14 protein-coding genes are annotated in these 18,909 nt (G+C 61.0%); 10 read left to right on the top strand and 4 right to left on the bottom strand.

Annotated features, from left to right (window positions below):
- Window positions 1–2: 2 nt before the first annotated feature.
- Together AB4Y40_RS23575 and AB4Y40_RS23580 are read left to right on the top strand one after the other, a co-directional pair.
- Window positions 3–1,598 (top strand): intermembrane transport protein PqiB, encoded by a 1,596-nt coding sequence (locus tag AB4Y40_RS23575; protein ID WP_368689820.1) that lies wholly within the window; start codon window positions 3–5, stop codon window positions 1,596–1,598.
- Window positions 1,595–2,335, top strand: a complete 741-nt coding sequence (locus tag AB4Y40_RS23580; RefSeq protein ID WP_368689821.1) for a membrane integrity-associated transporter subunit PqiC — start codon at window positions 1,595–1,597, stop codon at window positions 2,333–2,335. The genes AB4Y40_RS23575 and AB4Y40_RS23580 overlap by 4 nt, the downstream gene beginning before the upstream one ends.
- A gap of 68 nt (window positions 2,336–2,403) precedes the next feature.
- On the opposite strand, the gene AB4Y40_RS23585 is transcribed toward AB4Y40_RS23580, so the two are convergent.
- Window positions 2,404–3,159, bottom strand: coding sequence for a TetR/AcrR family transcriptional regulator (locus AB4Y40_RS23585; RefSeq protein WP_368689822.1), 756 nt, complete (start codon window positions 3,157–3,159; stop codon window positions 2,404–2,406).
- Between the two features lie 335 nt (window positions 3,160–3,494).
- Between AB4Y40_RS23585 and AB4Y40_RS23590 the strand changes: the two genes are divergently transcribed.
- From AB4Y40_RS23590 to AB4Y40_RS23625, 8 genes are all read left to right on the top strand, one after another.
- Window positions 3,495–4,565 (top strand): VOC family protein, encoded by a 1,071-nt coding sequence (locus AB4Y40_RS23590; protein ID WP_368689823.1) that lies wholly within the window; start codon window positions 3,495–3,497, stop codon window positions 4,563–4,565.
- A 33-nt stretch (window positions 4,566–4,598) separates the two neighbouring features.
- The gene (locus AB4Y40_RS23595; RefSeq protein ID WP_368689824.1) at window positions 4,599–5,555 is read left to right on the top strand and encodes a fumarylacetoacetate hydrolase family protein; all 957 of its coding nucleotides are present in this window, start codon (window positions 4,599–4,601) and stop codon (window positions 5,553–5,555) included.
- Window positions 5,552–7,540 carry an acyl-CoA synthetase gene (locus AB4Y40_RS23600; RefSeq protein ID WP_368689825.1) on the top strand — a complete coding sequence of 663 codons (1,989 nt, stop codon included), beginning with the start codon at window positions 5,552–5,554 and terminating at the stop codon, window positions 7,538–7,540. Before AB4Y40_RS23595 ends, AB4Y40_RS23600 begins: the two co-directional genes overlap by 4 nt.
- A 677-nt stretch (window positions 7,541–8,217) precedes the next feature.
- Complete coding sequence (locus tag AB4Y40_RS23605; protein ID WP_368689871.1) at window positions 8,218–8,922, top strand: OmpW family protein; 705 nt, start codon at window positions 8,218–8,220, stop codon at window positions 8,920–8,922.
- Between the two features lie 172 nt (window positions 8,923–9,094).
- The gene (locus AB4Y40_RS23610; RefSeq protein WP_368689826.1) at window positions 9,095–12,073 is read left to right on the top strand and encodes a molybdopterin-dependent oxidoreductase; all 2,979 of its coding nucleotides are present in this window, start codon (window positions 9,095–9,097) and stop codon (window positions 12,071–12,073) included.
- 10 nt (window positions 12,074–12,083) lie between these two features.
- Complete coding sequence (locus tag AB4Y40_RS23615; protein ID WP_368689827.1) at window positions 12,084–12,947, top strand: 4Fe-4S dicluster domain-containing protein; 864 nt, start codon at window positions 12,084–12,086, stop codon at window positions 12,945–12,947.
- Window positions 12,948–13,233: 286 nt separating this feature from the next.
- The gene (locus tag AB4Y40_RS23620) at window positions 13,234–13,869 is read left to right on the top strand and encodes a TetR/AcrR family transcriptional regulator (RefSeq protein ID WP_368689828.1); all 636 of its coding nucleotides are present in this window, start codon (window positions 13,234–13,236) and stop codon (window positions 13,867–13,869) included.
- 231 nt (window positions 13,870–14,100) lie between these two features.
- A complete protein-coding gene (locus AB4Y40_RS23625; RefSeq protein WP_368689829.1) occupies window positions 14,101–15,060 on the top strand; it encodes a LysR family transcriptional regulator in 960 nt (319 codons plus the stop codon).
- A 105-nt stretch (window positions 15,061–15,165) separates the two neighbouring features.
- Here AB4Y40_RS23625 and AB4Y40_RS23630 read toward each other — a convergent pair whose 3' ends face one another.
- The 3 genes from AB4Y40_RS23630 to AB4Y40_RS23640 are packed head-to-tail and all read right to left on the bottom strand — an operon-like array spanning window position 15,166 to window position 18,816.
- Window positions 15,166–17,304, bottom strand: a complete 2,139-nt coding sequence (locus tag AB4Y40_RS23630) for an ATP-binding protein (RefSeq protein ID WP_368689830.1) — start codon at window positions 17,302–17,304, stop codon at window positions 15,166–15,168.
- Window positions 17,301–18,446: a substrate-binding domain-containing protein gene (locus AB4Y40_RS23635; protein ID WP_368689831.1), complete on the bottom strand. Its 1,146-nt coding sequence runs from the start codon at window positions 18,444–18,446 to the stop codon at window positions 17,301–17,303. Before AB4Y40_RS23635 ends, AB4Y40_RS23630 begins: the two co-directional genes overlap by 4 nt.
- The gene (locus AB4Y40_RS23640; protein WP_368689832.1) at window positions 18,352–18,816 is read right to left on the bottom strand and encodes a cytochrome ubiquinol oxidase subunit I; all 465 of its coding nucleotides are present in this window, start codon (window positions 18,814–18,816) and stop codon (window positions 18,352–18,354) included. The genes AB4Y40_RS23635 and AB4Y40_RS23640 overlap by 95 nt, the downstream gene beginning before the upstream one ends.
- Window positions 18,817–18,909: the final 93 nt, after the last annotated feature.

Raw genomic sequence — 18,909 nt, forward strand, 5'->3', positions numbered from 1 at the left:
CGATGCATCTTTCCAATCTATCCGGACCTGAATTCAAGCCGCGCAAACGTTGGCTGCCATCCCTCATCTGGTTAGTACCACTCATCTCTGCATTGATCGGGGTTGCCCTGGTGGTCAAATCCGTTGCAGAAAAGGGGCCGGTCGTGACGGTCACCTTCAATAACGCGGAGGGCATTGAGGCAGGCAAGACGAAGGTAAAGTACAAGGACGTTGAAGTCGGTGTCGTGCAAGCCATTGCACTGTCCGCCGATTTGCGCCGCGTCATCGTGAGTATCCAGTTGAGCAAGGACGCAGAGAAATTTGCGACGCAAGGCACGCGATTCTGGGTCGTACGCCCGCGCATTGGCGCCAACGGCATCTCCGGGCTCGGTACGTTGCTCTCTGGTGCGTACATCGGCGCGGACATCGGGCGCTCGACCGAGAGGCAAACCGCGTTCCTCGGTCTCGAAAGCCCGCCGATTGTCACCACGGGACAGCCTGGGCACCAGTACACGCTGCGAGGCGAGTCGCTGGGCTCGATCGATATCGGCGCCCCCATCTTCTACCATCGCATCCAGGCGGGTCAGGTGATTGGCTACTCCCTCGATCCTCACGGCGCCGGCGTCATCGTGAACGTCTTCGTGAATGCGCCGTACGACCAGTACGTCGGCAGCAATACGCGGTGGTGGAATGCAAGCGGCGTAGATCTGCGTCTCGATTCCAACGGGCTGAAGCTCAATACGCAATCACTCGCGACTGTCGTCGTCGGAGGGCTGGCGTTCCAGTCTCCGGCCGGGCAGGACGCAGGCCGACCGGCAGCAGACAGGGCAGAGTTCCGACTCGCCGCGGACGAATCGGACGCCATGCGCGAGCCCGACGGCCAGCCGCTCAATGTCGTCATGCGTTTCAATCAGTCTTTGCGTGGACTGTCTGTTGGCGCGCCTGTCGACCTTCGCGGGATTGCGCTGGGGCAGGTGACCGAGATTGGTATCGAGTACGACGAAAAGCAGAAGAGCTTCAGCATGAAGGTGTCGATGGCGCTTTACCCTGACCGGCTCAGCCGGCGCTCCAGCGAGGCACTGCCGGCGCCGGACACGCCCGGCGGTCACGAGATGCTGCAGCATCTCGTGACGGAAGGGCTGCGCGGCCAATTGCGGACCGGCAATCTCCTGACGGGACAGTTGTATGTCGCGCTCGACATGTTCCCGAAGGCGCCGCGCGCGAGTGTCGACGTGCACAGCAACCCGATCGAACTGCCGACCGTGCCGAATACGCTCGACGAGCTCCAGGTGCAGGTGGCGGACATCGCAAGGAAACTGAACCAGGTGCCGTTCGACCGGATCGGCGCCAACCTCGACGGTGCACTGGAGAACGCCAGCAAGCTGTTCGGGCATATGGACACCGAGGTCGTGCCGCAAGCACGCGACACGCTCGCTGCCGCACAAAAGACCTTCGCGACCGCGGAATCGACGCTGCGGCAGACGGCGCCGATGCAGTCCGACGTTCAGGACGCCATGCAGCAACTCACGCGTACGCTGCAGTCGCTCAATGCGCTCTCCGAATACCTGGAGCGCCATCCGCAGGCGCTGCTGTTTGGCAAAAAAGGAGACCAGCAATGATCGCAATGCAAACCCGCTCGTCCCGGACCATGGTGAGGACACTCGTCTCTGTCGTTGGGCTGGCCCTTCTGACGGCGTGCGCAACGCCCGCGACGCGCTTTTATACGCTCGAAACCGACGCCGAGCCGGCCATCGCAAAGAATACGACAAGCCCCGCTTTGCGGATCGATGTACGCCCAGTGAAGGTGCCGGCCGCCGTCGCCAGGAGTCAGCTTGTGGTGCAGATCAACCCGGCCCAGGTGCAGGTGCTCGAAGACGATCGCTGGTCGTCGGCCCTTCCGGACGAGATTCGCGATGCACTTGCGGCTCGCGTGAGCCGGCAGGCCGGCGCGTCCGTCGCCAACGCAGTTGGCCGTGGTGAGGAGGTTCCCGTCTATCAGGTCGGCGTCGACGTTCAGCGCTTTGAATCGTGGCCGGGGTCCCACGTACTCGTTGATGTCGTATGGAGTGTAAGCAGGTCTGCGGGCCTGGAGACGCTGAGTTGCCACAGCGTAGTGAGCGAGCCCGTGTCTGGCGGGTATCAGGCGATCGTCGACGGGCATCGTCATGCGATCAACGCGATCGCTGATCAGATAGGCGAGGTCGTGCGGGAGTTCGCTGGGACCGCGGCGGATCGGCCGTTTAGACCTGCGGGCGCGTCCAGCAGAACGGGGATGACGACGCTGTCCTGCCCGCAATTTTTAGACGGCGCGCAAACCGCGGTCGAGGGGGCGGCGGCTCCGCGCTCTGGGGTGTAAATTCGCGGCGTGTCGCCAGTCGGAACGGGGCCGGTTGCCAGACCGGCTCCCCTCGCGACCGGCCGAACTCACGCTGCCTCGTCGGCTTCCTCGACGATGGGCAGTGGACGCGCGGCAATCTTTTCCGCCTCCGCCCGCTTCAGGCCGAGCATCTGCAGCAACATGGCTGCCGTGCGCTCGGGAAAGTGCTCGCCGCTGAAACCCAGTTCTTCCAGCGCGCTCGCCGCGCTCGCGCCGGGCGCGGCGAAGTTCAACTCGGCCGCAATCACGGAGAGCACCGTGCCGCCGACTGCGAGAAATCCGATAAGCGGGTCGCCAACGACAAATCGCTTTGCCGCAATGCCGGCTCGAATGTCGCGCAGGAGCCGCTGCCCCAGCCCGCGACTTGTCACGCGCGCGGAAAACCCTTCCCGTATCAGAAAGCGTCCCCACACGGGATCGTGCCGCGCACGCAGGACAGTGTGGCGCACAGCTACGGCAACCACTTCCGCAGGATCAGATAAGCCCTCCGAGATGCGATCGAGCACGTTCGCAAACTCTTCGAACACGTTGTCGACGAGCGTCGCGTAGATCGCCTCCTTCGACTCGAAGTGGTTGTAGAACGAGCCAAAGCCGACATCGGCGGCCTCCGTGATTTCATTGATCGCCACGCCTTCCATACCCTTTTCGGCCATCAGCCTGAGGGCGGCGTCGAGCAGACGTGCGCGCGTCTCGCGCTTGCGGCGCGCACCACGAGGCTCTTTTTCTTCGATGACGGGGGCCGGGGTGGCGGGCGCCGCCGGCGGAGAGCGCCTGGCTGCCCCGCGCTTGGTCGTGGTTGTCATGATGGATCCAGGTCTGGTCATGACCACAGTATAGATTCGAATGTCTTTATTGACAAAACGATCATCGATGAGTTTAATGTCATCATCGGCTGTCGAGAGCCGGTCTAACTAAAACAGACGGAGTGACTGTGGAGACAGCAATCGCAATCGGCATTGCGCCAAGCGGCCGGCATCACCTTCCCCATCCGCCCATCCGGGCATTACGACCCGCTATCCCCCCCGCGCCGGCAAATTGGCCGTCCGGTGAGCCTGCGAGCGCTCACGTGCTCCCGAGGTGCGGCGCGCCAGCGCTGCGGTCTGCATCACCGATCCCAACTGCCTGATTACCGTCCACCATGAAACTGACTACTGCACAGCCGGCTCGTCACCCGAATCCAACGGCGAAAGCGAACGCATTGGCCTATCTCATGTTCGATCGGCCGGACCTCGGGCAAGCTGAACGGTTTCTCAATGACTTCGGGTTTCGAACGGTAACGCGTGGCGAAGAGATGCTGCTTCTGCGCGGTACGGCCGCGTCGCACTTCTGTTATGTCGTACGCAAGGCGTCCAAAGCGCGATTTGTCGGATTCGGCCTGCAGGTCGGCAGCGAAGCCGAACTGGACGCGCTGGCCAGGGTGCCGGGAGCATCGGAGCTGGAACACTCTGCGCTGCCGGGCGGCGGCTACGTGGTGCAGTTGCAGGATCCGTCCGGTTTCCGTGTCGATGCGATCTGGGGCCAGGCGCCCGCCTCCGCATTGCCGCACCGGCTGCCGTTGCCGTTCAATTCCGTCGATGCCGCTGTTCGCGTCAACGGCACGCAGCGACCGCCCGAGGGCGCGCCTGAAGTCATCAGGCTTGGGCACGTGGTGCTGGAACTCGCTGATTATCAGGAAACCTGTGCGTGGTACACGCGCCATTTTGGTTTTATCCCCAGCGACGTGCAGGTGCTGCCCGATGGGTCACCGGCTGTCGCGTTCATGCGGCTCGATCTCGGCAACAGACCCGCCGACCATCATACGCTTGCGCTGGCACAGGCGTTCGCCCCGACATACAGCCATAGCGCCTACGAGCTCGTCGATGCGGACGCGGTCGGTATGGGTCAGCGCGTCCTGCGCACGAGCGGATGGACGCATGCGTGGGGCATCGGCCGACATATCCTCGGGAGCCAGATTTTCGACTACTGGCAGGACCCTTGGGGAGACAAGCATGAGCACTACTGCGACGGTGATCTTTTCACCAGCGATACCCCGACGGGAATCCATGGCGTCAGTCGCGAGGCGATGGCCCAGTGGGGGCCGACAATGCCGCGCAGCTTCACCAAGCCCCGATTGACGCCCGCGAACATAGCGGCGCTGATCGCAAACCTGCGCCGAAGCCCCGACGTCACGCTTGCGAGGCTACGGGCACTGTTCAAGATTTTTGCCTGACGCACCCCTTTTTCGAACCCGGAGACCGCCAACATGGCAATTCACGTTCTGCATTATCTGCACGATGGTCGCGCCCAGTGGGGCGTAGTGGCTCAAAACGCTATCACGCCGATTCCCGGTGAGTTCAAGACGACCGCTGAGTTTGTCCATGCTAATCCGGTCGAGCGGTTAATGACGCTGAATGGCCCCACGATTCCCGAAGCGGATGTGCAGTGGCTCTCGCCTGTGACCGCCAATCAGCAGTTCATCTGCCAGGGCGCGAATTATCGCCAGCATATGATCGAATCCGGCATGGACCCGGACGCGAAGAAATTCAACATGATCTTCACGAAGGCCACGAGTTGCATCGTTGCTGCGGACTCGAAGCTGGTGAAGCCGCACGAAGTGAAGTTCCTCGACTACGAGATCGAAGTCGGTCTTGTATTCAAACGCGACATCACGTCCCGGGCAACGATTACCGACGAGAACCTGCACGACTACATTGCCGGCGCCGTGATCGTGAACGACTATTCCGCGCGCGATATCCAGATTCCGCAGATGCAGTTCTACAAGGGCAAGAGCTATCGCACGTTCGGCCCCGTCGGCCCGTACCTTTGCCTGCTCGAGAAGCACGACATGCCGAAGCTCAAGGAGCTCGTGCTGACGCTGACGGTCAACGGAACGGTCCGACAGAACGATTCCACTTCGGGTCTTGTCTATGGTCCGGCAGAAACATTGACCGAGCTGTCCGGCGTTCAAGACCTGCATGCCGGTGACTTGCTCGCCACGGGTACGCCGTCCGGCTGCGCGCTGATCATTCCGTCGCCGGAAAAGCAACGCGCCGCGGCACAGCTGCCCGAAGCGGAGAAATGGCGTCTTTTCCTCGCGTTGCAAGCCGAGCGACCGCAGTACCTTCAGGATGGCGATGTGGTCGAAGCACGTATCGTCAGCCAGGATGGCTCGATCGATCTTGGCACCCAGCGTAATGTCGTCATCGCAGAGGCCGCATGAAAGGCGTCGCAAACGAGCAGGACGTCCTCGCTATCGAATCGCAGGGGCAGCAGCCGGCGGATCTACCGTCGAGCACCTACGAATTGATCTGCCGGGGCGCCGCCATTAATCCATCTGCACCCGCGCTTTCGTTCTTCGCAACCACGAACGACTACGCGACCCCCGAGCGATGGACTTACAGCGAACTGGTGCGCGACATCACGCGCACGGCAAACATGTTGTCGCGGCTGGGTGTGCAGCGAAACACGGTCGTCGCTTATGTACTGCCGAATCTGCCCGAAACGCACTTTGTGATCTGGGGCGGCGAGGCGGTCGGCGTTGTCTGCGCGATCAATCCGCTGCTCGAAAGCGACGCGATCGGCGAGCTGCTCAATGCCTCAGGCGCCAGCGTGATTGTCACTTTGGCGCCGTATCCCGGCACGGACCTCTGGCCGAAAGTGCAGGCGGTCTTGCACAAGATTGCCTCGCTCGAGCATGTCGTGCTGGTCAACCTCGCCGACCATGCACCCGGCGAACAGCGATTTGCGGCTCGAATGCTTCAGCGCGGCGAGTGCTCAAGGTTGCATGGCGAGGAGGGCGTGCGAGGCGCGGTTCCTTCGCAGATCAGCATCCACGACTTCGGCGAAGCCATCGCGCGGGAGCCGGGCATCGCGCTCTCCACCCCGCACCGCATGAACCGGGATGACGTATCGTCCTACTTCTGCACGGGCGGCACTACAGGCCTGCCAAAAATTGCGATGCGCCGGCACGGCAACGAGGTGGCCAATGCATGGAGCGCCGGAGAATTTCTCGGTGAAAGCGTTGCGCCAGGCAAGACGATCTTCTGCGGATTGCCGCTTTTCCACGTGAACGCCGTGATGGTGACGGGTTTGCTGCCGTTTTCACGCGGTGCACATGTCGTGCTGGGCACGCCGCAAGGTTATCGCGGAGATGGCGTCGTCAAACGCTTCTGGGATATCGTCGAGCATTACCGGATCAACTTTTTTAGCGGCGTGCCAACCCTCTTTGGGTCGTTGCTGGACGTACCCATTGGCGGCCGCGATATCAGTTCGCTCGAATACGGGTTGTGCGGCGCCGCGCCGATGCCGGTGGAATTGCTGCGTGCTTTCCAGGCTCGAACCGGGATCAGGATCCTCGAGGGCTATGGCCTCACGGAGGGCACCTGCGTTAGCAGCGTCAATCCTCCGCTTGGCGAACGGCGGGTCGGCTCCATTGGCCTTCGTCTGCCGGGCCAGGCCATGAAAGCCGTGATGGCCGATGAATCGGGCCGTTATGTGCGGGACTGCGTTGCGGACGAGGTTGGTCAACTGCTGATCTCCGGCCCGAACGTGTTCATCGGCTATATGCGGCCGGAGCAGAACAACGGCATCTGGATGGACCTGGCTGATGGCAGCAGATGGCTGAATACCGGCGATCTCGGACGCTGCGACGCGGAAGGTTACTTCTGGCTCACAGGCCGGAAGAAGGAACTCATTATTCGAGGCGGACACAACATCGATCCTGCAGCGATCGAAGAAGCGCTGCACCGACATCCCGCAGTGCAGATTGCTGCAGCTGTAGGGCGCCCTGATATGCACGCAGGCGAACTGCCCGTCGCCTATGTCCAGCTCAAGCCTGGCATAACGGCAAATGAAGCAGAAATGACAGCGTTCCTGCGTGATGAGATCAGCGAGCGAGCCGCGTTCCCCAAAGGCATACGGATCGTCGAAACGATGCCCCTGACGGCTGTTGGCAAGATCTTCAAACCCGCGCTTAAGCGGATCGAAACCGTAGATGCCCTGCAGTCGGCGCTCGTGGAAGCTGGTGTTGAGGGGGCAACCGTCAGCATCGTTGAAGAAGCCTTGCGTGGGATTTCCGTTCATGTCGAACTCTCCGACGCCGAACTCGAACCATTGGCGACTGCCGCGCTTGGCCGCTTTCCGTTCGCGTTCTCAATTGCGGTCGCGGAGGGCTCCAGAGGCAGCGTTGACGGCAACGCAATGTAAGAGACGCACAGAGTTTCAAAGTGACATGGTTTCTCGCATCGACACAGGCGTCCAGTCACTCGCATGCGCGGTGATGGCACGCCTGAATCGCGAATGTCACCGGTTTTGGTTTGGGGAAGAAGATGGACATTGCATCAGAGAGATCCTTGCGTTCGGTTGTTGAAAAATGGCTTGCGCTGGATTCCGGAGCCCCGGTGCGAGTTACCCGATTAGGTCGTGCGCAGTCGCATCCGTGGAACTGCGTGCATATCGAGCTACTTTTGCCGACAAGGCCGGTTGGGATGTTTTTTTTCCGGCACCGCGACGGTTCGTGGAACGTGTTCCCGCCGCATGCCGAGCGCCTTGTGATGCGAGTTCACTAGCATGCCGGGCAACTTGTCAAACCTGGCAACCGCGCAGAACGGCAAAGAGAAGTAACAGGCGTACGCAGCCCAGGACTCGATACGTTGCACAGGCAGAAAGCAACGCGGGGATCCGGGTAAATCAATTCATTGTATTTAGTATACCTATATAAAAGGAGATGATTTTTGGAGTTGGTCTATACCTACGAGGACCGATCCAACGAGCCGGATCAATGGGCGGCTCGTTAAAGCCCTGAGCACGATAAAAAGATATTTAGCCGATGAGGCAGGAGAAGACGCGTGAGGAACTACGGGAAAAATGTTCGACCTGCCGTTATGGCGGGTTTTATCTGTTCGGCTGCGCTTGCTGGAAATGCGAATGCGCAATCGGCCGGAAGCTTTACGCTGGCGACGGGGTGGCTTTACGTAGCGCCACAGGGCCATGCCACGCCGCTTACCGTGGAAAGCGTGGGCGGTATGCCGGTCAATCAGCAATTAACGGGTAGTGGTGCGCACGCGTCGTCGACGAATACGCTCGGCATCACCACCGAATACTACGTGACCGACCACATCGGCATCGCCACCCTCTTTGGCCTGCCACTAACAGTGAATCTTGTTGGCGACGGGACACTCTCGAAGTACGGCACCCTCGGCACGACGAGGCCGATGCCGCCCGCCATCGAGCTTCGATACCACCTGTTCGAGGCTCAGTCGAAATTTCGTCCTTTCGTCGGACTGGGCGTGAACTACACGTGGTTCACCCAGGTTCGCGCAACCAACAACCAGTTCATTACCGATAGTGTCGGTCCTGGCGGATCGATACGTGCGACCCTCAGTGCGTCGTGGAACCCCGTGTTCGAGATCGGGGCAAGCTACGCGTTCTCCAAACACTGGTCCGTCGGAGCATCAGTTGGCTACATGCCGCTCAAGACGAACATGACCATATACGGACAGACCGCAAACGGAACGCAGATCGTATCGAAGTCGACGCTCCGAATCGAACCCATTAACGTATTTTTGAATGTCGGCTACACATTCTAGCGAGTACGACCCGCGTTCCCAGACATCGATCGAGGCGGCGGGTCGTGCCGCCAACGCTCCCAAAACCACCAGCAGACATGATTGCGCCCGCCTGAGCGGCTTGCCCGTTCAGGGAGCCGGTCCGCAATTCCATGATGCTTGCACCTGCGAAGCCTTACCATTGGATCAAAAAGTGAAACGACAGATCCTCAAGACCATTCTCTTTGCCATGCCCAAGGTCCTCGACCTGACGGCACGCCGCTTCCCTGCCTATCGCGACCGGCTAAAGCAGCGCGATCTCGTCGCGTGGATCGGGCTCATGGATCAAAGCATCGGCCGCGTCATCAAGCTCAAGAACGGCCGCATCCGGTCGTGTGCCGGCAGGCATCCGCAGCCCGACGTGCGCATGCTCTTCAAGGATGTGGCAACCGCCCTGAAATTTCTTTCCGCCACTCCGGACTACCTGGAGATCATTCACGCAGCGAAAAATTTCAAGGTGGTTACGGAAGGCGACGATGAGTTGCTGGTGTGGTTCATGCAAACGCTGAGCATGATGCAAACCATCAGCCTGCCGATGGGCACGCCCATGCATGACGGCACGCAGCGCTACACCACGTGCACCAACGGCGGCCCGTTATTTGTGTACGTGAAGAATGGACGCATCATTCGCGTGACGCCTGTCGATCTCGACAGCAAGGATGCTCCGAGTTGGGAGATCGAAGCGCGCGGACGCCGGTTCAGCCCGCCCCGGCGCGGCCTCGTTGCGCCGCACGCATTGGCGATCAAGTCGCTCGTCTATTCGGACAAGCGCATCCTTCACCCGATGAAGCGGGTCGATTTCGAACCTGATGGCGAACGCAACCCGCAGAACCGCGGCAAGTCCGGCTATGTGCGGATCAGTTGGGACGAGGCCTTGGACATCGTCGCGAAAGAGATCAACCGGCAAAAACGTGTTCACGGACCGGGCTCCATCACGTTCCCCATGTCGTCGCACCATCAGTGGGGCAACATCGGCTACTACCTCAGCGCGCTCACGCGTTTCGCCAACCTGATCGGCTTCACACGGGTGGCCGCGAATCCGGACAGCTGGGAAGGCTGGTATTGGGGCGCCATGCATCACTTCGGCAACTCGATGCGCGTTGGCGTGCCCTCCGGCTATGGGGGAATCGAGGATTGCCTTAAGGATGCCGAAATGATCGTTTTCTGGTCTAGCGACCCGGAAAGCACGAATGGCGCCTACGCCGGATTCGAAGGGACGCCGCGACGTCTATGGGCCAAGGAACTGGGAATCGAGTTCGTCCATATCGATCCGCACTGCAATCCGACCGCCCAGTTGCTGGGCGGGCGATGGGTTCCGGTCCGACCTCAAACGGACGCGGCCCTCGCCACCGCCATCATGTATGTGTGGCTGACGGAAGGCCTGTACGACAAGGATTACGTCGCTAACCGGACGACCGGATTCGAGGAATGGCAGGCCTACCTGACGGGCGAGACGGATGGCGTGCCCAAAACGCCCGAATGGCAGGAGCTGGAAACTGGCGTGCCGGCCAAAGACGTTCGCGCCCTCGCGCGGCGGTGGGGAACGAGGAAGGTATATCTCGCCGTCGGAATGACGGGCGCGGGATTCGGTGGCGCTGGACGCGGTGCGACGGGGGCGCAATGGGCGCGTTGCATGATCATGATGATGGCGATGCAAGGCTGGGGCAAGCCGGGCGTGAATTTTGGCTGCCTCGAAATCGGTGTTCCGCACGATCTGAATTTCTACTTTCCGGGCTACGCGGACGGTGGGATGTCGGGCGACCTCGCGTGGACTGCGAACGCCGTGAACAACTATCAGCGTATGCCGCACATCCTGACCATGAATCCGGTCAAGCAGATGGTCCCGCGGCAGCAGTTGCCCGATGCCATCATCAACGGCCACGCGACTGGCTACCTCTGGGACGGCATGTCCCAGGAAGCGCAGTTCGCGCCGTTCAGTTACCCGATGCCCGGTTATTCGCCGATCCGCATGATCTATCGCTATGGCGGCTCTGCCTTCAGCACGGTCACGAAATCGGGGCGCTGGGCCGAAGCGTACCGTCACCCGAGCATCGAGTTCGTGGTCAACCAGTCTATCTGGATGGAGGGCGAGGCGCAGTTCGCCGACATCATTCTGCCTGCATGCACATCGCTGGAGCGGTGGGACATCGGCGAATGGTCGAATTCCGGTGGCTATGCGCATCACGGCTTCAACACGGTCAACCACCGTATGATTACGCTGCAGCACAAATGCATCGAACCTTTGGGCGAGTCGCGCTCCGACTATGACATCTTCACCGCTATTCTGACCCGCCTGGGCCTTGGCAGTGTGTTCACCGAGGGCTGCGGTGAGCTGGACTGGGTCAAGCGCGTATTCAGCTCGTCGGATTTGCGGGATCACATTTCGTGGCGTGAGTTCTGCCGTAAGGGCTACTTCGTTGTGCCGACCGAAAAAGCGGAACTGCGACATCCAGTGGATATGCGCTGGTTCGCGGAAGGCCGGCGCAAGGATCTACAGGAACCGCATCCGATGCCGTCGCAATATGCCGAAAAATTCGGCATGGGCCTGCAAACGCCTAGTGGCAAGCTCGAGTTCGTACCCGAGTTGCTGAAGCGGCACACGGCGGACAACCCGGAGCGGCCGCCGCTGAACCGATACATCCCGTCCTGGGAGGGCTTGCGCTCTCCACTGCTACAGCGGTATCCACTGCAACTGATCGCCACTCATAGCCGTTACAGTTTCCACACCCATTGCGACGGCAAGAACTCGTCGGTCAACAGCATCGAAGATCATCGTGCGTTGATCGGCGGACATCGCTTCTGGCTGCTGAGACTCGGTCCCGTCGACGCGGCGGCCCGAGGCATTGCCCATCGCGATCTCGTCAAGGTGTACAACGACCGGGGCGCAGTGATCTGCGCGGCTGATGTGTCGCCTCTGGTCACCGCCGGAGTAGTCAAGTCGTACGAGGCGAGTGCTGAGTTCCAGTTGATAGAAATAGACGGCGAGTGCGTCGAAATTGGCGGTTGCATGAACCTGCTGACCCCAGATCGGCCCCAGACGGCGGGGACAAGCAGCATGAGTCCGAATTCGTGTCTTGTGCAGGTGGAAAAGTGGAAAGGCGCGGACGCTTTCATGATCCGTCGCGCAGCGTGAGGAGCACACGATGAGCAAGTGGAATCTGGTTATCAAGGTCGGGCAATGCGAGAACTGCCAGAACTGCGTCATCGCTGCACGGGATGAGCACGTTGGCAATGACTTTCCTGGGTATGCCGCGCCTGCCGCGGCGAGTGCCGAAAGCCCCATTCGCATCCTGCGCCGCGTGCAGGGCGAGTCCCACATGGTCGAAACGACGTACTTGCCGGTGATGTGCAATCACTGCGACGACGCACCCTGCATGCGCGTCGGCGGCGATGCGATCCGCAAGCGATCCGACGGCATCGTCATCATTGACCCGGACAAGGCGCGAGGGCGCAAAGACATCGTCAAGTCCTGCCCATACAAGGCGATAGTCTGGAACGAAGAACTGCAACTGCCGCAAACGTGGATTTTTGACGCTCATCTGCTCGACCAGGGTTGGCAGCATCCGCGCTGCGAGCAGGCTTGCCCCACCGGCGTCTTCGAGGTCGTCAAGCTCGATGATGCCGCCATGGCCGAAAAAGCCCGGCGTGAAGGGCTCGAGGTTTTGCGGCCCAATCTCGAAACAAAACCGCGCGTGTGGTATAGCGGCTTGAAACGCTGGAAAAGCTGCTTCATAGGCGGAAGCGTCAGTGCCAAGGTCGGGAGCGTCGTTGAATGCGTCTCTGGTGCAGCGATTGTCCTGTACTCGGGCGACCAGTGCGTTGCAGAAACGGTCACGGACGCATTCGGCGATTTTCGGTTCGGTGGTCTCGCGAAAGATAGCGGCATGTACCGGATCGAGATTCGTCATGCTCTGGGGAATGCATCACGCGAGTGCAAGGTCGGCGAAAGCGTGTACCTGGGTGAAATCAGCCTCGCGCTGTCGCACAGCGCGGTCGAGGCCAACTGATGCCGCCAATCTCGCGCCAACTGGCGGACCGCAGGTGCGGCCGCTGGCTTGAGCCGGCGGGGACAACTGGTCGCAATCGCAGTAGGCATGGCTGTGTGTATCAATCGAGCCGGCCTCGCTCGCGCCCTCAATTTATATATTGACTAAATGATCAGTTATGAGTTTAATGTCGCATATCCGTTGGATTGCATGAGCAGGTTTCAGCGGGGTCATCGAGAAACAGCGATTTCACAGGTTCGCCTTTGCGCAGGCGAGCGCGGACCGTGAGATAGCCTCAAACCACGCCATGAAGCCCGAACGCTTGAGCCACGCGCGCAGAAAAGAGCTGACCCGGGAGCGCCTGTACGTCGCCGCAAGGACCATGTTCCTTGAGAAGGGTTTTGCTGCGACGAGCGTGGAGGACATCTGCGAGACCGCCGGGTACACAAGGGGCGCGTTCTACTCCAATTTCACGAGCAAACAGGACCTGCTGACGGAGCTGTTGCGGCGCGATGCCGATGAGGCGCAGGCGAATCTGCGGGCAATCCTCGAGGGCACCACGCCTGAGCAAGCCACGGCACGCGCGATTGCTCATTTCGCCCGCTCTTACCGTGACCTCGAATGCTTTCCGCTTTGGGTTGAGGCGTACCTTCTTGCGCGCCGCGACAGCGCCTTTCAGGAGCGGCTTCATGCGTTGCGACGCGCGAGGCTATTACAGGTCAGCGCCTATATTCGAACGCACCTGAAGGAAAGCGACAACGCATTGCCACTGCGTGCGGACGCGCTCGCGCTAGGCCTCGTGAGCCTGTGCGATGGCATGCAGCTCTTCAGTCTGTGTTATCCGCAGAGTGCAGCCGACCAGCTGATCCAGACAGTGCTGGAGGAATTCGCATCGTCCGCACTGTATCGGCAGCCAATGGAAAAAAGCACCGCCGACGCCTAGGGCAGAAATGCCGTAAATATTCAATTCGCTGACGAGTCCAGACGGGCTGCGATTAGACCTTGCAGAGGCATACGCGTGATGAATCTTGCTGCCGAAGTATGGAGTATGCCCGTCGCAAGCCTTGGCGGACACTCCACCGCGAGCGATACTGCCGTGGACGATTTATCTCTTCAACGATGGCGGGATCGCCCCGACTGGGACCGTGAAGGCGGTTGCCAGAAAAAGTAGATCATGGAATATATAGAAAGCTTGCGCCTCTTCCGCACGATCGTCGAAGTGAGAAACTTCCGACGCGCGGGCGAAATGATGGCCCTGTCACCATCCGTTGTTTCACGCTCAATAGCATCACTGGAAGAGCGTCTGGGAACGCGACTGTTTCACCGTTCGACACGGCAGTTTTCGCTCACGGAAGCCGCAGAGCACTTTTACGAGGGTTGCTGTCGCGTTCTCGACGATCTCGACTGCCTGGAAGCGTGCGCTGCAGGTCACGGACGACTACCCGCGGGCGTATTACGCGTGGTCGCGCACACTACCGCTGCGTTGACATGGCTTGCGCCATTGATTGCATCTTTCAAACGCAAACATCCAAATGTCAGTCTCGATATCACATTGACCGAGCGATCTGTCGACCTGACGGCCGACGGGTACGATCTGGGCATCGTGCTACCGTTCATGTTGACGACGGATCTTGCCGTGACGCGTCTTCTTCAGCGGTTGCCGCTGGTCATCGTCACAACGCAGGCGTACCTGGGCAGACGTCCGCCGCCGCGGCATCCTGCCGACCTGGCTGATCATGTGTTCGTCACGGTGCCGCCCTCGATGCACAAGCCAACCCTGAGTTTTCGAATAGATCAGGAAAACGTCGCGGTGCCAATCACATACGAGATTGCCTCGAATAACCCAATATTCAATCGCGACATCATTCTCGAGGGATTCGGTGTGGGCCTGCTTCCTTTTGCGCTTGTGGAGCAGGACATCAAGGCGGGTCGACTCGTACGTCTGCTGGAAGACTTCGAGATCATTGACTCAGCGGCGGAAGTCCGACTGGCCTATATCGGGCGAGCGCTGTTACCCGCAAAGGTCAGAGCATTCATCGACCATACCGCAGAGTTCTTTGAACAGGGCATGGAGGCTCCCCGCCGCTCAACGACGACTGACGGCCCGTGGTTCCAGGCGACCGCATCCAGTTAACGCAAGTCATCACCAACCTGGTCGTGAATGGCATCCAGGCGATGGACTGTATCGAGGATCGGCCCCGCGAACTGTCGACAGAGGCGGAAAAATGACACCGCTTTTTCACGTTGGTGAAGCGTCTTCCCTCCGGTTCGCTTCGCGCCTTCGCGCGCCTGGCAGCGTGAACTGGAACACAGCGCCGCGTGGCGCATTGGAGCTTGCCCATAGGCGTCCGCCGTGTGCTTCTATGATCGACTGGCAGATCGATAATCCCATGCCCATTCCGCCGGCTTTGGACGTGTAGAAAGGCTGGAAGATGCGGTCGATGCTATCGGCCGCCAGGCCTCGGCCGCGATCGCGCACGCAGACGATAACGTCGCCGGACTCGTCGCTTTTAGTGTCGACGATCAATTCGCGCCGCTGATCCTCGAGCCCGCTCATGGCTTCGACCGCGTTGACCACGAGGTTCAGCATCACCTGTTGCAGTCCGATGCGATCACCTTCGATGATCGGCAAATCGTCTGCAAGCTGCATGCGCACCGATACGCCGCTTCCGGCAACCTGAGCGCGCATCAGCGCGATTACCTCGCCGATGACCTCATTGATCCGCAAACGTTCTGTGGAAGGCGGGTTTTGCCCGACGAGGCCATGGATCCGGTCCAGGATTCCCGCAGTTCGCTCGGCATCCTTCAGGATTCGAGCGAACGCTTGCTCGATCTTCGGCAAATTGGGCGTCGCCGCATGCAGCCAGATCAGCCCCGCGTGAACGTTGGTCATGATAGCGGCTACCGGTTGCTTGATTTCGTGACTCATCGACGTTGCCAACTGTCCGATCGTCGTGACCCGGTTTGCATGCGCGAGCGCCATCTGCGCTTCACGGTATCGCCGCTCGCTCTCATGTGATGCGGCTTCCGCGCGCTTTTGCTCTGTGATGTCGCGCGAGATGCCGATCAGGAATTGAGGCTTGCCGGTCGCGTCGACGATTGGGATCTTGATGGTGTGCACGAGGCGCGGTCCATCGCGGGTCTGAACCGTTTCCTCCGGTATGTCCACCGACTGCCGTGCCTCCAGCACGGCGCGGTCCATTTGCGCGAAGAATTCCGCCTGTTGCGCGGGGAACAGGTCGTGAACCGATTTCCCAATGAGTTCCTCGCGCCCGTAGCCAAGCAGTTCCTCGGTGGCCCTGTTCACATGCAGGAAACGCAGCGACACGGCTTCCTTGACGAAGAGTATGACCGGAATATTCTCGATGATGCTGTCCAGGAAGTGCTCGCTAGCTCGCGCCGCTTCTTCGGCGCGTTGACGTTCGGCCATCTCCGCGGTTTGGCCCGCAAGAGCCGCTGCCAGTTCGGCGGTGCGCTGCGCGACGCGCGTCTCCAGTTCGGCATTCAGCCGTTTGAGCGCGTCCTCGGCCCGCGCGCGCTCGCGCCGATCTTCGAGAAACTGCTCGACTGCACGCGCCATGTCGGCGATCTCGTCGGCGCCCTCCACAGGCACTCGGGTTTGCGCGCCGTCGCTTTCGCCTGCGGCCTCCCGATCGCCGTGTCGCAGGTAGTGGCTGACAAGGCGCAGCCGCGCCACGATGTGACGGCCGAGAAACACCCGCACGATCAACCAGGTGAGCAACAGGCTCACAGCGACTTCGCCGACGACCCACGCGCGCAGGCTCTCGGAGTTCTGTGCCAGGTTTTCGATCGTCTTGCGGTAGTCGAGCGTGAAATCGTCCGCCACCTGGCGCGCCGCGGCGGACAGCGCGTCGGCCTGGCGTCGTACCTCGTCATCGAGGCCGGCCATGGGGCCGGCGGCCTGCGTGCCGGCTCCCGGCAGGCCTGTCGACGCAAGCATCGTCGCGCGCATCTGCGCCTCGATGTTCACTGTATTGCGAAAACGCTGGCTCGATCGATGCAGCGCCAGCACATCGACACCGACGTCGTTGCCCGCGGCGGCCGACGCGAGGCGGTCCACCAGACGGTCGAAAACTTCCAGCTGTTCGAGGATATGCAGATGGGTTTGTCGCAGCGCATCGACGGTGTGGTCGCTCGACAACTGCAGCGCCATCCTCTCGATCGTCAGTGTGCGCTGCACCAGCGCTTGAGCATCCTCTCCGCGCTCGAGCTTGGCCTGCGCGAGTCCGCGAACCGCATTGGCCGAATAGGTCAACGAGTAGAGGGCCGTGGCGCCCACCGCGAGCACCAGCGCAGCGAGGCACGCGACCACCAGAGCAAATTGCGCGGTGAGCGATTGAGGCAGCAGGCGTTTCATGGCCGTTGCCAGATGCGACGATAGATGTCGCGATAGCCGTTCGCGGGGTCGTAAACGAGCCGCTCGCCGCCGTCCGCGGTGACGTTGGCAGCCGTCACGAGGTGCACCGGAAACACGTAATCCGTGACGTGTTCTCCAGCGAGCAGTCGGTTCATTTCGTCGACTAGCTGCCAGCCCTGCAGAGACAGCGGCTCGGCGACCGTTCCCGTCTGGAAAGTGCCGGTGCGCACGCGCAGGAACGCTGACTCGCTACCGTCGCCTGCCGACAGCATAACCATCGCGCTGGTGGGCAAGCCCGCCTGCGTGAGCACCGGGACGGCGTAGTCGAAGTAGATGTCGTTGATGGCCAGTGCGCAACTCCAACGCTTGCCATAACGCGCGAGCAACTCGCGCGTCGTAGCCGGCATCAATTGCTCGCTGCGCGAAATCGGGACATCGCGCACTTCCAGCAGCCTGCATTGTTTGCACGCCCGCACGACGGCGGCCATCGCATCGGCTTTGTCTTGCGCCACCCTGAAGTTCGAGTCCGTGAAAATGACGACGCCCGGGTGCCCGCCCGACTGCGCGATGGCCGCGAGCGCGGTCACGCGCGCAACTTCGCGCGGATCCGTCGACACGTTCATCGCCACCGGCGTGCCTCGCACTGGACCTGCCTGAGGCGCGACATGCCAGCCGACGATCGGCAGCTTTCGGCCGGCAAACGGCTGTAATCCCGGCAGCAGCGCCTGGGCGTCGCCGCCCACCACGATGAGACCGTCGGGGCGACTTGCGAACGCGTTGGCAAGCGTCTTCAGCCGCAGGTCGGGCTGTCCCTCCGAGTTGAATATCTTGACGTTCCAGCCGATTACCTTGGCCGCGTCGACAACACCGTCGACGACGCCGAGAATGCCGCCATTGCGCAGATCCTCTGCGTCGATCGCGATGTATTTGCCCGGTTGTGCACGCGGTCCGTTGTGCGGCCCGCTCCAGGGCGGGGTGGGTTGCGCGGCGGTGTCGGCGACTTGCCGCGCTGCCGCGACAGAGATGTTGGCGGCGTCATACGGGGCTTCAGCAACCGGCTCCGGCAGAGCCTGCCCGATGCTGGCCGACGCGGCGAATGCACAGGCAATTGCGCATGCGCACGATAAAAGCAAGTTCCTCATGCTGATTCCCCTGCTGCCTGCAGGTTGATCGACTGACAGTCCGCGCGAGGTCGTGAGCGCATCTGTCGGTAGAATCACTTGACAGTGGGCCCGGGATGGGACCACTTGCTCTCGACAGTTCACTCCCGTTCGTCTCGAACTGGAATGCCGTAACGATTCCGGAGACACCCCCCATGCCGACAGCAACGCCGAATATCTTGAGCCAGAATCCGAATACCTCACGGTAGACACGGTTTGCGGTCGCGAGTGCCATCGGTTCGAGTACGGCCAGCCGCGCAGCCAGTCCGATGGTGAACGATGGGAAGATGATGTGGAAGGAAACGGTCGCCGCGAATTGTATCCTCGACAACAGCAGGGCTGAGGCTTCCATAAGAGCGCTCCTTTCAGAGCGAGGTGAGGGGAAACTGTTCGAACGGGGGAGCAGTGATTTACGCCATAAAGCCACAACGGAAGGCGGCCTGAT

The sequence above is a fragment of the Paraburkholderia sp. EG287B genome (genome assembly GCF_040965595.1).
Taxonomy (GTDB): domain Bacteria; phylum Pseudomonadota; class Gammaproteobacteria; order Burkholderiales; family Burkholderiaceae; genus Paraburkholderia.

Bases quoted from the DNA above. Each gene is read 5' to 3' on its own strand.
- AB4Y40_RS23575 (WP_368689820.1), top strand. From the start codon at position 3: ATGCATCTTTCCAATCTATCCGGACCTGAATTCAAGCCGCGCAAACGT.
- AB4Y40_RS23580 (WP_368689821.1), top strand. From the start codon at position 1,595: ATGATCGCAATGCAAACCCGCTCGTCCCGGACCATGGTGAGGACACTC.
- AB4Y40_RS23585 (WP_368689822.1), bottom strand. From the start codon at position 3,159: ATGACAACCACGACCAAGCGCGGGGCAGCCAGGCGCTCTCCGCCGGCG.
- AB4Y40_RS23590 (WP_368689823.1), top strand. From the start codon at position 3,495: ATGAAACTGACTACTGCACAGCCGGCTCGTCACCCGAATCCAACGGCG.
- AB4Y40_RS23595 (WP_368689824.1), top strand. From the start codon at position 4,599: ATGGCAATTCACGTTCTGCATTATCTGCACGATGGTCGCGCCCAGTGG.
- AB4Y40_RS23600 (WP_368689825.1), top strand. From the start codon at position 5,552: ATGAAAGGCGTCGCAAACGAGCAGGACGTCCTCGCTATCGAATCGCAG.
- AB4Y40_RS23605 (WP_368689871.1), top strand. From the start codon at position 8,218: ATGGCGGGTTTTATCTGTTCGGCTGCGCTTGCTGGAAATGCGAATGCG.
- AB4Y40_RS23615 (WP_368689827.1), top strand. From the start codon at position 12,084: ATGAGCAAGTGGAATCTGGTTATCAAGGTCGGGCAATGCGAGAACTGC.
- AB4Y40_RS23620 (WP_368689828.1), top strand. From the start codon at position 13,234: ATGAAGCCCGAACGCTTGAGCCACGCGCGCAGAAAAGAGCTGACCCGG.
- AB4Y40_RS23625 (WP_368689829.1), top strand. From the start codon at position 14,101: ATGGAATATATAGAAAGCTTGCGCCTCTTCCGCACGATCGTCGAAGTG.
- AB4Y40_RS23630 (WP_368689830.1), bottom strand. From the start codon at position 17,304: ATGAAACGCCTGCTGCCTCAATCGCTCACCGCGCAATTTGCTCTGGTG.
- AB4Y40_RS23635 (WP_368689831.1), bottom strand. From the start codon at position 18,446: ATGAGGAACTTGCTTTTATCGTGCGCATGCGCAATTGCCTGTGCATTC.
- AB4Y40_RS23640 (WP_368689832.1), bottom strand. From the start codon at position 18,816: ATGGAAGCCTCAGCCCTGCTGTTGTCGAGGATACAATTCGCGGCGACC.